This window comes from Arminella tubonensis, from assembly GCF_003240585.1.
In the GTDB taxonomy this organism is placed as follows: domain Bacteria; phylum Pseudomonadota; class Alphaproteobacteria; order Rhizobiales; family Rhizobiaceae; genus Rhizobium; species Rhizobium tubonense.
The window spans coordinates 70941-81937 of sequence record NZ_PCDP01000001.1 but is presented as its reverse complement, the minus strand read 5'-3'; the positions used below and the strand labels follow the sequence as shown (position 1 = coordinate 81937).

Sequence of the window (10997 nt, the reverse complement as noted above, 5' to 3'; positions counted from 1 at the left end):
CGGTTTTTGTTTTTGAGCGCGCATATGAGAAGAGAATAGGCGAGGGCGGCTATGCGCCCCGCTGGGCAATTAGCGAAAACGGATGATCGCCACTTCGCCTTCGAGCGCACCCTGATAGGCGGACGCATGCGGCTCTTCATCGGGAACTTCGGTCAGCATGCCGATCTGGTCGAGGTCGGCCTCGATGAAGCCTTCCTCGGCAAGGGCATTCAGCGCCTCGCGCACGGCGGTATCGTCGTCCGGGGCTCTGAGCATGACGTGAAGATCGACGCCTTCGCTGCCATCCGTCTCGTATCCCTTGCCGATGATGATGAAGACCATGGGGCCGTCGTAGTTGTTGTCGTTGTCGGGCGTTGCGATCATCAGTCTTCCTTCGGTAGAATCGATTCGTCGCAGCGAATCTCTAGGTTGCCTTCGCGTCTTGGCGGGACGGTTTCATCGATTTCTTATAGGCTTTCGCCGAATTGCCCAAGTCTATCTTGATTGGCTACCGCCATTTCCCTATGAAATGGCCCGGAGGGCCGCGTCTGCAGGGGTTTCGGTCGCCTCGGGCGAAGATTATTTCTTAACCGGCCTTGACGAATGGGCGGGAACCCAGTATTCCCCGCGCCATCAGGTCCGATGTGAGGCTAGGCTATTCGGAGCGACACGCTCTGGAGTTCGCCTCAAACAAGGTTCTAAACGCACGTTGAATATATGAATGCTGCACGCATGACGCATTTTTTATGTGTCCTCTGCTTTTTGTGGTCCATCTGCGCAAGCGGATAGGGCCACGTTTTGCGCATTTACGATGATCGTGTGTCGTTGCCGGAGACGGTGAATGGTATCCGAAAGGGTATCGAGACAAGAATTTATAAGGGATGGTTGAATGCCTACCGTAAACCAGCTGATCCGCAAGCCTCGCCAGGCGCAGGTAAAGCGCAATAAGGTTCCTGCTCTTCAGGAAAACCCGCAGAAGCGCGGCGTTTGCACACGCGTCTACACGACCACGCCGAAGAAGCCGAACTCGGCTCTGCGTAAGGTCGCCAAGATTCGCCTGACCAACGGCTTCGAAGTCATTGGCTACATTCCAGGTGAAGGCCATAACCTTCAGGAACACTCTGTCGTGATGATCCGCGGCGGCCGCGTAAAGGACTTGCCGGGCGTTCGTTACCACATCATTCGCGGTGTTCTCGATACCCAGGGTGTCAAGAACCGTAAGCAGCGCCGTTCCAAGTACGGCGCAAAGCGTCCGAAGTAATTCGGTTCCAAATCCGGCGCTACGCGAGGTTCTCCGCGTGATGAAGCGTCAGTAACAAGTTGAGAGACGAGAAATATGTCCCGACGTCATAAAGCAGAGAAGCGTGAAATCAACCCGGATCCCAAGTTCGGTGATCTGGTTGTTACGAAGTTCATGAACGCGATCATGCTTCACGGCAAAAAGTCCGTGGCTGAAAACATTGTTTACGGCGCATTCGAAACCGTGCAGGGCAAGTCCAAGCAGGAGCCGTTGATCGTGTTCCATGCTGCTCTGGACAACATTGCTCCGCATGTCGAAGTTCGCTCGCGCCGCGTTGGCGGTGCTACCTATCAGGTTCCGGTCGACGTTCGTCCTGAGCGCCGTCAGGCTCTCGCGATCCGTTGGCTGATTGCAGCTGCCCGTAAGCGTAACGAAACCACCATGGTCGATCGCCTCAGCGGCGAGCTTCTCGATGCTTCCAACAACCGTGGAAGCGCCGTCAAGAAGCGCGAAGACACGCACAAGATGGCTGATGCCAACCGTGCGTTCTCGCACTATCGCTGGTAATCGACAAACGGTATCGAAAGGCAGTCCAAAATGGCTCGCGCATATAAAATCGAAGACTACCGTAATTTCGGTATCATGGCTCATATCGACGCCGGTAAGACCACGACCACCGAGCGGATTCTCTATTACACCGGCAAGTCGCACAAGATCGGTGAAGTTCACGACGGCGCCGCCACCATGGACTGGATGGAGCAGGAGCAGGAGCGTGGCATCACGATCACTTCCGCTGCGACCACGACCTATTGGAAAGGCCGCGACGGCAAGACCCGCCGCTTCAACATCATCGACACTCCCGGACACGTCGACTTCACCATCGAAGTAGAGCGTTCGCTCCGCGTTCTCGATGGCGCAATCGCGCTGCTCGATGCCAACGCAGGTGTTGAGCCGCAGACGGAAACCGTCTGGCGTCAGGCTGAAAAGTACCATGTTCCGCGGATGATCTTCTGCAACAAGATGGACAAGACCGGCGCCGACTTCTATCGCTCGGTCGAGATGATCAAGACCCGCCTGGGTGCGATCGCCGTCGTCATGCAGCTCCCGATCGGCGCTGAAAGCGATTTCATCGGCGTTATCGACCTGATCGAGATGAATGCCCTTATCTGGCGCGACGAGCAGCTCGGCGCCCAGTGGGATGTCGTCGAAATTCCGGAAGATATGAAGGAAAAGGCGCAGGAATATCGCGAGAAGATGATCGAACAGGTCGTCGATATCGATGAAGCTGCGACTGAAGCCTATCTCGAAGGCATCATGCCTGACAACGATCAGATCCGCGCGCTGGTTCGCCGCGGCACGATCGACGTCAAGTTCCATCCGATGTTCTGCGGCACGGCCTTCAAGAACAAGGGCGTTCAGCCTTTGCTCGACGCCGTTGTCGACTATCTGCCTTCGCCGCTCGACATTCCTTCGATCGCCGGCATCGATGTTAAGACCGAACTTGAAATCGCCCGTCATCCGTCGGATGAAGAGCCGCTTTCGATGCTCGCCTTCAAGATCATGAACGACCCCTTCGTTGGTTCGCTCACCTTCGCTCGTATCTACTCCGGCAAGCTCGAAAAGGGCACGGCGGTCATGAACACGGTCAAGGAAAAGCGCGAGCGTATCGGCCGTATGTTGCAGATGCACTCCAATTCCCGTGAAGACATCGAAGAAGCCTTTGCCGGCGACATCGTTGCTCTCGCAGGCCTCAAGGAAACCACGACCGGCGACACGCTCTGCGATCCGCTGCACCAGGTTATCCTCGAGCGCATGGAATTCCCCGAGCCGGTCATCCAGATCGCTATCGAGCCGAAGACCAAGGGCGACCAGGAAAAGATGGGCCTCGCGCTCAACCGCCTGGCTGCTGAAGATCCTTCCTTCCGCGTCAAGACGGATGAAGAGTCTGGTCAGACGATCATTGCCGGCATGGGCGAACTGCATCTCGACATTCTCGTCGACCGCATGCGTCGCGAATTCAAGGTTGAAGCAACCGTCGGCGCGCCGCAGGTTGCCTATCGTGAAAGCATCACGCGCAAGCACGAAGAAGACTACACGCACAAGAAGCAGTCCGGTGGTACCGGTCAGTTCGCGCGCGTCAAGATCGTCTTTGAACCGAACCCAGATGGCGACGATTTCAAGTTCGAATCGAAGATCGTCGGTGGTTCGATCCCGAAGGAATACATCCCGGGCGTTCAGAAGGGCATCGAAAGCGTGCTGTCTTCTGGTCCGCTGGCTGGCTTCCCGATGCTCGGCGTCAAGGCGACCCTCATCGACGGCGCGTTCCACGATGTTGACTCGTCGGTTCTCGCCTTCGAAATCGCTTCCCGCGCTTGCTTCCGTGAAGCTGCCAAGAAGGCTGGTGCCCAGCTTCTCGAGCCGATCATGAAGGTCGAAGTTGTGACCCCCGAAGATTACGTCGGTGACGTTATCGGCGACCTGAACTCGCGTCGCGGTCAGATCCAGGGTCAGGAAAGCCGCGGTATCGCCGTTGTCATCAACGCGCATGTGCCGCTCGCTAACATGTTCAAGTACGTCGATAACCTGCGCTCCATGTCGCAGGGTCGCGCTCAGTACACGATGTCGTTCGATCATTACGCACCGGTCCCGAGCAACGTCGCACAGGAAATCCAGGCAAAGTATTCCGGTCAAAAGTGACCGGCATACCTATTGACCGATAAAAGAGAAATACATCCCGTCAGGGAAAAGATAATGGAGAGCCGAAATGGCAAAGAGTAAGTTTGAGCGCAACAAGCCGCACGTTAACATCGGCACGATTGGCCACGTTGACCACGGCAAGACGTCTCTGACGGCAGCGATCACCAAGTATTTCGGCGAGTACAAGCGTTACGACCAGATCGACGCTGCACCGGAAGAAAAGGCGCGCGGCATCACCATTTCGACGGCACACGTCGAATATGAAACGCCGGCCCGTCACTACGCGCACGTCGATTGCCCCGGCCACGCCGACTACGTCAAGAACATGATCACCGGTGCTGCCCAGATGGACGGCGCGATCCTGGTCTGCTCGGCAGCCGACGGCCCGATGCCGCAGACCCGCGAGCACATCCTGCTGGCCCGTCAGGTTGGCGTTCCGGCCATCGTGGTGTTCCTGAACAAGGTCGACCAGGTCGACGACGCCGAACTTCTCGAGCTCGTCGAGCTGGAAGTGCGCGAACTTTTGTCGTCCTACGACTTCCCCGGCGACGATATCCCGATCATCAAGGGTTCGGCTCTGGCCGCACTTGAAGATTCGGACAAGAAGATCGGCGAAGACGCGATCCGCGAACTGATGGCAGCGGTCGACGCTTACATCCCGACGCCTGAGCGTCCGATCAACCTGCCGTTCCTGATGCCGATCGAAGACGTGTTCTCGATCTCGGGCCGCGGCACTGTCGTGACCGGCCGCGTCGAGCGTGGCATCGTCAAGGTTGGCGAAGAAGTCGAGATCGTCGGCATCCGCCCGACCTCGAAGACGACGGTCACCGGCGTTGAAATGTTCCGCAAGCTGCTCGATCAGGGCCAGGCCGGCGACAACATCGGCGCTCTGGTTCGCGGTGTGAACCGTGACGGCGTCGAGCGTGGCCAGATCCTTTGCAAGCCGGGTTCGGTCAAGCCGCACAAGAAGTTCATGGCTGAAGCCTACATCCTGACGAAGGAAGAAGGCGGCCGTCATACGCCGTTCTTCACGAACTACCGTCCGCAGTTCTACTTCCGTACGACTGACGTGACCGGTATCGTTTCGCTTCCTGAAGGCACGGAAATGGTCATGCCTGGCGACAACGTCACCGTTGCCGTCGAACTGATCGTGCCGATCGCCATGGAAGAAAAGCTGCGCTTCGCCATCCGCGAAGGCGGCCGCACCGTCGGCGCCGGCATCGTCGCTTCGATCGTCGAGTAATTATCGGCTGGGCCATACAAGGTTCAAAGTCGGGGACACCGCCGGTGTCCCCCTCGATTTTTGAAACCGGTGGCCCGCCTAAACAACTAAAGGTCAGTTCCGTGTCTGTACGCAGACGCCGGAATAACAAGAGCAAGGATAAAGTCGAATGAACGGCCAGAATATCCGCATCCGCCTGAAGGCGTTCGATCACCGGATTCTCGATGCCTCAACGCGCGAGATCGTATCGACGGCTAAGCGCACCGGTGCAAGCGTCCGGGGCCCCGTTCCGCTTCCGACCCGCATCGAGAAGTTTACGGTCAACCGGTCCCCGCACATCGACAAGAAGAGCCGCGAACAGTTCGAGATGCGCACGCATAAGCGCCTTCTCGACATCGTTGACCCGACCCCCCAGACAGTGGACGCGCTGATGAAGCTCGACCTCGCAGCTGGTGTCGATGTTGAGATCAAGCTCTGAGACGTCTAGTTCTCGGGCTGAGTGAGAAGGATTGAACCGATGCGTTCAGGTGTGATTGCACAGAAGGTGGGAATGACGCGCGTCTATAATGACGCCGGCGAGCATGTCCCGGTTACAGTATTGCGTATGGAGGGCTGCCAGGTTGTCGCCCAGCGTACGGTTGAAAAGAATGGCTACACCGCAGTCCAGATTGGTGCCGGTCAGGCGAAGGTCAAGAACACTTCGAAGGCCCTTCGCGGTCACTTCGCAGTGGCAAGCGTCGAGCCGAAGGCCAAGCTGCAGGAATTCCGCGTAACGGAAGACAACCTGCTGGACGTCGGCACCGCGATCAATGCGACGCACTTTGCGGCCGGCCAGCTGGTCGACGTAACGGGCACGACGATCGGTAAGGGTTTTGCCGGTGCGATCAAGCGCCATAACTTTGGCGGTCTCCGCGCCACGCACGGTGTGTCCGTATCGCACCGTTCGCATGGTTCGACTGGCTCGCGCCAGGACCCAGGCAAGGTGTTCAAGAACAAGAAGATGGCTGGCCACATGGGCCAGACGCGCGTCACGACGCAAAACCTTGAAGTTGTTTCGACCGACGAAGATCGTGGTCTGATCCTCATCAAGGGTGCCGTCCCGGGTTCCAAGGGATCCTGGATCATCGTTCGCGACGCCGTCAAGTCGGCAGCGAAGTAAGGGAGCCGGACCAATGGAATTTAACGTCAAGACCCTTGAGGGAAAAGACGCTGGGAAGGTTTCCCTTTCTGATGCGATTTTCGGCCTCGAGCCGCGTGAGGACATTCTCGCACGCGTCGTTCGCTGGCAGCTCGCCAAGAAGCAGCAGGGCACGCACAAGGCTAAGGGCCGCGCCGAAGTTTGGCGCACCGGTGCCAAGATGTACAAGCAGAAGGGTACGGGCCGCGCTCGTCACCATTCGGCTCGCGCTCCGCAGTTCCGCGGCGGCGGTAAGGCTCACGGCCCGGTTGTTCGCAGCCATGCTCATGACCTGCCGAAGAAGGTTCGCGCCCTCGGCCTGCGCCACGCTCTGTCTGCGAAGTTCCGCTCGGAAGATGTGATCGTCCTCGACGACTTCACACAGACCGAAGCCAAGACGAAGATCCTGGCCGGCACGTTCGAGACGCTCGGCCTGACCAATGCGCTCTTCATCGGCGGTTCAGAGCTTGACAGCAACTTCAAGCTCGCAGCCCAGAACATCCCGAACATCGATGTTCTGCCGATCCAGGGCATCAATGTTTACGACATCCTGCGTCGCGGCAAGCTCGTGCTTTCCAAGGCTGCGGTAGAGGCTCTAGAGGAGCGTTTCAAGTGACGGATATTCGCCATTACGATGTGATCGTTTCTCCCTCGATCACCGAAAAGTCGACGCTGGTTTCCGAACATAACCAGGTTGTCTTCAACGTTGCCAAGACCGCGACGAAGCCTGAAATCAAGGCTGCCGTCGAAGCGCTGTTCGGCGTAAAGGTCACGGCCGTCAACACCCTGCTTCGCAAGGGCAAGACCAAGCGGTTCCGCGGTTTTGTCGGCAAGCAGAAGGACGTGAAGAAGGCCGTTGTGACGCTCGCCGAAGGGCAGTCGATCGACGTCTCCACCGGTCTCTGAGGATAAGAAAATGGCATTGAAAACATTCAATCCGACAACCCCGAGCCAGCGCCAGCTGGTCATCGTCGACCGCTCGCACCTCCACAAGGGCAAGCCGGTCAAGGCTTTGACCGAAGGTCTGACGAAGAGCGGTGGTCGTAACAACCTCGGTCGCATCACTGCCCGCTTCATCGGCGGCGGTCACAAGCGCACCTACCGTCTGGTCGACTTCAAGCGTCGCAAGTTCAACGTCGAGGGTACAGTCGTACGCCTCGAGTATGACCCGAACCGCACGGCTTACATCGCCCTGATCTCCTATACCGATGGCGAGCAGGCATACATCCTCGCTCCGCAGCGTCTCACGACAGGCGACAAGGTGATTGCCTCCGACAAGGCGGTTGACGTGAAGCCTGGCAACACGATGCCGCTTCAGTTCATCCCGGTCGGCTCGATCATCCACAACGTCGAGATGAAGCCGGGCAAGGGTGGCCAGCTTGGCCGTTCCGCTGGTACCTATGTCCAGCTCGTCGGCCGCGACCAGGGCATGGCGATCCTTCGCCTCTCGTCCGGTGAGCAGCGCATGGTCCCCGGTTCGTGCCTTGCATCGATCGGTGCGGTCTCGAACCCGGACCATGGCAACATCAACGACGGCAAGGCCGGTCGTACGGTATGGCGCGGCAAGCGTCCGCATAACCGCGGCGTCGTCATGAACCCTGTCGACCACCCTCACGGTGGTGGTGAAGGTCGTACCTCGGGTGGTCGTCACCCGGTTTCGCCTTGGGGCAAGCCGACGAAGGGCAAGCGTACGCGGTCCAACAAGTCGACTGATAAGTTTATCATGCGCTCGCGCCACCAGCGCAAGAAGTAAGAGAGGAAGTCTCCAATGGCTCGTTCAGTATGGAAAGGTCCGTTTGTTGACGGCTATCTTCTCAAGAAGGCTGAGAAGGTTCGTGAAGGCGGACGAAGCGAAGTAATCAAGATGTGGACACGTCGTTCCACCATCCTGCCGCAGTTCGTGGGTCTGACATTCGGCGTCTACAACGGCAGCAAGCACATTCCGGTCAGCGTCAATGAAGACATGGTCGGACACAAGTTCGGTGAATTCGCTCCGACCCGCACCTATTATGGTCACGGCGCGGACAAGAAAGCGAAGAGGAAGTAACAATGGGCAAGGCAAAAGCCGAACGCCGGCTGAAGGACAACGAAGCGCAGGCAATCGCCCGCACGCTTCGCGTCAGCCCGCAGAAGCTCAACCTGGTGGCTGCATCGATCCGCGGCTTGAAGGTAGAGCGCGCACTGGCCGAGTTGGAATTCTCGCGCAAGCGCATCGCAGGCGCCGTCAAGAAGACGCTCGAAAGTGCGATCGCCAACGCTGAGAACAACCATGACCTCGACGTCGACTCATTGGTCGTCGCCGAAGCCTATGTCGGCAAGTCGATCGTCATGAAGCGGTTCCACGCACGTGGTCGCGGTCGTGCATCGCGCGTCGAGAAGCCTTTCTCGCATTTGACGATCGTCGTTCGTGAAGTGACAGCGCAGACGCAAGAGGAGGCCGCATAATGGGTCAGAAAATCAATCCAATCGGTTTTCGTCTTGGCATCAACCGCACTTGGGATAGCCGCTGGTTTGCGGATAATGCCGAATATGGTCAGCTTCTTCATGAAGACCTGAAGATGCGCAAGTTCGTCATGACCGAGCTGAAGCAGGCCGGCATTTCGAAGGTCGTGATCGAACGTCCGCACAAGAAGTGCCGCGTAACGATCCACTCGGCTCGTCCGGGCCTGATCATCGGCAAGAAGGGCGCAGACATCGACAAGCTTCGCAAGAAGCTCGCCGACATGACGAATTCCGAAACGCACCTCAACATCGTTGAAGTTCGCAAGCCGGAAATCGACGCTGTTCTCGTTGCCCAGTCGATCGCCCAGCAGCTCGAGCGTCGCGTGGCTTTCCGCCGCGCCATGAAGCGCGCTGTTCAGTCGGCAATGCGTCTCGGTGCCGAAGGCATCAAGATCACCTGCGCCGGCCGCCTCGGCGGTGCTGAAATCGCTCGTACGGAATGGTATCGCGAAGGTCGCGTGCCGTTGCACACGCTGCGCGCCGACATCGACTACGGCGTATGCGAAGCTGTTACCGCTTTCGGTATCTGCGGCATCAAGGTCTGGATCTTCAAGGGCGAAATCCTTGAGCACGATCCGATGGCTTCCGAGCGTCGTTCGATGGAAGGCGACAGCCAGGGCCCCGCAAGCCGGGATAGAGACCGTCGCCGCGATAACGCTTAATTGCGCGAGTGGCAGTTTAGTTCGGAGAATAAATAAATGTTGCAGCCAAAGCGTACGAAGTACCGGAAGCAATTTAAGGGCCGCATCAAGGGCGTCGCCAAGGGCGGTTCTGACCTGGCATTCGGTGAATTCGGCCTCAAGGCCCAGGAACCGAACCGCGTCAATGCTCGCGAGATCGAAGCGGCCCGCCGCGCGATCACTCGCTTCATGAAGCGTGCCGGTCGTGTCTGGATCCGGGTTTTCCCTGATGTTCCGGTCACCAAGAAGCCTACCGAAGTCCGCATGGGTAAAGGTAAGGGCGGCGTGGAATACTGGGCATGCAAGGTCAAGCCCGGCCGTATGATGTTCGAGATCGATGGTGTTAGCGAGGAAATCGCTCGTGAGGCGCTTCGCCTCGGTTCCGCCAAGCTCTCGGTTAAGACGCGCTTCGTTCAGCGCATTGCAGAGTAAGGATGAAGCTCATGAAAGCCGCAGACGCTCGCGCTCTCACCGCCGATCAACTGAAGGAAGAGCTTGCCAAGCTGAAGAAGGAGCAGTTCAACCTGCGCTTCCAGAAGGCTACCGGCCAGCTTGAGAAGTCTTCGCGTGTACAGGAAGTCCGTCGCGACATCGCACGCGTGAAAACCATTGCCCGCCAGAAGGCGGCAGAAGCCAAGGCCTAAGAGGATCTAATAATATGCCAAAGCGCATTCTGCAGGGCGTCGTCGTCAGCGACAAGAACGAGAAGACCGTAGTGGTTCGGGTTGAGCGTCGTTTCGCCCACCCGCTGCTTCAGAAAACCGTTCGCCGTACGAAGAAGTACAAGGCTCATGACGAAGCCAACCAGTACAAGATCGGCGACGCCGTTTCCATCGAGGAATGCGCTCCGATCTCCAAGGACAAGACCTGGACGGTTATCTCTGCCCAGTCGAAGTAACGGATTTTTGCTCAAGCTCTTGCGCTTGGGCGAAATATCTGTATGAAGCACGGAATTGGAAGCAGGGACGCTCGTGTTCGAGCGTTCTTTTGCTTATGTGATGGCCTGCGCAGGCGAGCTCTTGTTCGCGAGGCGGGTAAATTCAGCCAAGACTTTAGTCCATAAGCCGGGGTAGGGGGCGCCAAGCCCAACCATTCCGGTAAACAAGAAGGCGACCTGATATGATTCAGATGCAAACAAACCTCGACGTGGCGGATAATTCCGGCGCACGTCGTGTCATGTGCATCAAGGTGCTGGGCGGCTCGAAGCGCAAGTATGCCTCGATCGGCGACATTATCGTCGTTTCGATCAAGGAAGCGATCCCGCGCGGCCGCGTTAAGAAGGGCGATGTGATGAAGGCCGTAGTGGTTCGTACCGCTGCCTCGATCCGTCGCGCAGATGGCAGTGTCATCCGCTTCGATACCAATGCTGCAGTACTTATCGACAACAAGAAAGAGCCGATCGGCACCCGTATCTTCGGACCGGTTCCGCGCGAACTTCGCGCCAAGAACCACATGAAGATCATCTCGCTGGCTCCTGAAGTATTGTAAGGAGCGGAAAAG

General features: G+C 57.9%; 17 protein-coding genes. 16 read left to right on the top strand and 1 reads right to left on the bottom strand.

Annotated features, from left to right (window positions below; all coding sequences use genetic code 11):
• Positions 1–69 precede the first annotated feature (69 nt).
• On the bottom strand, positions 70–363 hold the full coding sequence (locus CPY51_RS00480) for a transcriptional regulator (protein WP_111158099.1): 294 nt from the start codon (positions 361–363) through the stop codon (positions 70–72).
• Between the two features lie 505 nt (positions 364–868).
• Between CPY51_RS00480 and rpsL the strand changes: the two genes are divergently transcribed.
• From rpsL to rplN, 16 genes are all read left to right on the top strand, one after another.
• Positions 869–1240 carry a 30S ribosomal protein S12 gene (gene rpsL, locus CPY51_RS00475; RefSeq protein ID WP_003507760.1) on the top strand — a complete coding sequence of 124 codons (372 nt, stop codon included), beginning with the start codon at positions 869–871 and terminating at the stop codon, positions 1238–1240.
• Positions 1241–1315: 75 nt separating this feature from the next.
• Complete coding sequence (rpsG, locus tag CPY51_RS00470; protein ID WP_111158098.1) at positions 1316–1786, top strand: 30S ribosomal protein S7; 471 nt, start codon at positions 1316–1318, stop codon at positions 1784–1786.
• 30 nt (positions 1787–1816) lie between these two features.
• A complete protein-coding gene (gene fusA / locus CPY51_RS00465) occupies positions 1817–3916 on the top strand; it encodes an elongation factor G (RefSeq protein WP_111158097.1) in 2100 nt (699 codons plus the stop codon).
• A 67-nt stretch (positions 3917–3983) separates the two neighbouring features.
• Positions 3984–5159, top strand: coding sequence for an elongation factor Tu (gene tuf, locus CPY51_RS00460; RefSeq protein WP_111158096.1), 1176 nt, complete (start codon positions 3984–3986; stop codon positions 5157–5159).
• A 148-nt stretch (positions 5160–5307) separates the two neighbouring features.
• The gene (rpsJ, locus tag CPY51_RS00455; RefSeq protein ID WP_003547547.1) at positions 5308–5616 is read left to right on the top strand and encodes a 30S ribosomal protein S10; all 309 of its coding nucleotides are present in this window, start codon (positions 5308–5310) and stop codon (positions 5614–5616) included.
• A 39-nt stretch (positions 5617–5655) separates the two neighbouring features.
• Positions 5656–6297, top strand: coding sequence for a 50S ribosomal protein L3 (gene rplC, locus CPY51_RS00450; protein ID WP_111158095.1), 642 nt, complete (start codon positions 5656–5658; stop codon positions 6295–6297).
• Between the two features lie 13 nt (positions 6298–6310).
• Positions 6311–6931, top strand: coding sequence for a 50S ribosomal protein L4 (gene rplD / locus CPY51_RS00445; protein ID WP_111158094.1), 621 nt, complete (start codon positions 6311–6313; stop codon positions 6929–6931).
• Entirely contained in the window at positions 6928–7221 is a 294-nt protein-coding gene (locus tag CPY51_RS00440) for a 50S ribosomal protein L23 (protein ID WP_111158093.1), read from the top strand. The genes rplD and CPY51_RS00440 overlap by 4 nt, the downstream gene beginning before the upstream one ends.
• A 10-nt stretch (positions 7222–7231) precedes the next feature.
• The gene (gene rplB / locus CPY51_RS00435; RefSeq protein WP_111158092.1) at positions 7232–8068 is read left to right on the top strand and encodes a 50S ribosomal protein L2; all 837 of its coding nucleotides are present in this window, start codon (positions 7232–7234) and stop codon (positions 8066–8068) included.
• Positions 8069–8083: 15 nt separating this feature from the next.
• Positions 8084–8362, top strand: a complete 279-nt coding sequence (gene rpsS / locus CPY51_RS00430; protein ID WP_007770151.1) for a 30S ribosomal protein S19 — start codon at positions 8084–8086, stop codon at positions 8360–8362.
• A gap of 2 nt (positions 8363–8364) precedes the next feature.
• Positions 8365–8760, top strand: coding sequence for a 50S ribosomal protein L22 (gene rplV, locus CPY51_RS00425; RefSeq protein WP_111158091.1), 396 nt, complete (start codon positions 8365–8367; stop codon positions 8758–8760).
• Positions 8760–9479 (top strand): 30S ribosomal protein S3, encoded by a 720-nt coding sequence (gene rpsC / locus CPY51_RS00420; protein WP_111158090.1) that lies wholly within the window; start codon positions 8760–8762, stop codon positions 9477–9479. Before rplV ends, rpsC begins: the two co-directional genes overlap by 1 nt.
• A gap of 36 nt (positions 9480–9515) precedes the next feature.
• Positions 9516–9929, top strand: a complete 414-nt coding sequence (gene rplP / locus CPY51_RS00415; protein WP_111158089.1) for a 50S ribosomal protein L16 — start codon at positions 9516–9518, stop codon at positions 9927–9929.
• Between the two features lie 11 nt (positions 9930–9940).
• Positions 9941–10141: a 50S ribosomal protein L29 gene (gene rpmC / locus CPY51_RS00410; protein ID WP_111158605.1), complete on the top strand. Its 201-nt coding sequence runs from the start codon at positions 9941–9943 to the stop codon at positions 10139–10141.
• A gap of 14 nt (positions 10142–10155) precedes the next feature.
• Positions 10156–10395: a 30S ribosomal protein S17 gene (rpsQ, locus tag CPY51_RS00405; RefSeq protein ID WP_111158088.1), complete on the top strand. Its 240-nt coding sequence runs from the start codon at positions 10156–10158 to the stop codon at positions 10393–10395.
• Between the two features lie 221 nt (positions 10396–10616).
• Positions 10617–10985: a 50S ribosomal protein L14 gene (gene rplN / locus CPY51_RS00400; protein ID WP_111158087.1), complete on the top strand. Its 369-nt coding sequence runs from the start codon at positions 10617–10619 to the stop codon at positions 10983–10985.
• Positions 10986–10997: the final 12 nt, after the last annotated feature.

What these genes read in the sequence shown, in the direction of transcription:
- rpsG (WP_111158098.1), top strand. Translation starts at nt 1,316, where the DNA reads ATGTCCCGACGTCATAAAGCAGAGAAGCGTGAAATCAACCCGGATCCC.
- rplC (WP_111158095.1), top strand. Translation starts at nt 5,656, where the DNA reads ATGCGTTCAGGTGTGATTGCACAGAAGGTGGGAATGACGCGCGTCTAT.
- rplV (WP_111158091.1), top strand. Translation starts at nt 8,365, where the DNA reads ATGGGCAAGGCAAAAGCCGAACGCCGGCTGAAGGACAACGAAGCGCAG.
- rpsC (WP_111158090.1), top strand. Translation starts at nt 8,760, where the DNA reads ATGGGTCAGAAAATCAATCCAATCGGTTTTCGTCTTGGCATCAACCGC.
- rplD (WP_111158094.1), top strand. Translation starts at nt 6,311, where the DNA reads ATGGAATTTAACGTCAAGACCCTTGAGGGAAAAGACGCTGGGAAGGTT.
- rplB (WP_111158092.1), top strand. Translation starts at nt 7,232, where the DNA reads ATGGCATTGAAAACATTCAATCCGACAACCCCGAGCCAGCGCCAGCTG.
- rpmC (WP_111158605.1), top strand. Translation starts at nt 9,941, where the DNA reads ATGAAAGCCGCAGACGCTCGCGCTCTCACCGCCGATCAACTGAAGGAA.
- rpsQ (WP_111158088.1), top strand. Translation starts at nt 10,156, where the DNA reads ATGCCAAAGCGCATTCTGCAGGGCGTCGTCGTCAGCGACAAGAACGAG.
- fusA (WP_111158097.1), top strand. Translation starts at nt 1,817, where the DNA reads ATGGCTCGCGCATATAAAATCGAAGACTACCGTAATTTCGGTATCATG.
- rpsL (WP_003507760.1), top strand. Translation starts at nt 869, where the DNA reads ATGCCTACCGTAAACCAGCTGATCCGCAAGCCTCGCCAGGCGCAGGTA.
- rpsJ (WP_003547547.1), top strand. Translation starts at nt 5,308, where the DNA reads ATGAACGGCCAGAATATCCGCATCCGCCTGAAGGCGTTCGATCACCGG.
- rplN (WP_111158087.1), top strand. Translation starts at nt 10,617, where the DNA reads ATGATTCAGATGCAAACAAACCTCGACGTGGCGGATAATTCCGGCGCA.
- rpsS (WP_007770151.1), top strand. Translation starts at nt 8,084, where the DNA reads ATGGCTCGTTCAGTATGGAAAGGTCCGTTTGTTGACGGCTATCTTCTC.
- tuf (WP_111158096.1), top strand. Translation starts at nt 3,984, where the DNA reads ATGGCAAAGAGTAAGTTTGAGCGCAACAAGCCGCACGTTAACATCGGC.
- rplP (WP_111158089.1), top strand. Translation starts at nt 9,516, where the DNA reads ATGTTGCAGCCAAAGCGTACGAAGTACCGGAAGCAATTTAAGGGCCGC.
- CPY51_RS00480 (WP_111158099.1), bottom strand. Translation starts at nt 363, where the DNA reads ATGATCGCAACGCCCGACAACGACAACAACTACGACGGCCCCATGGTC.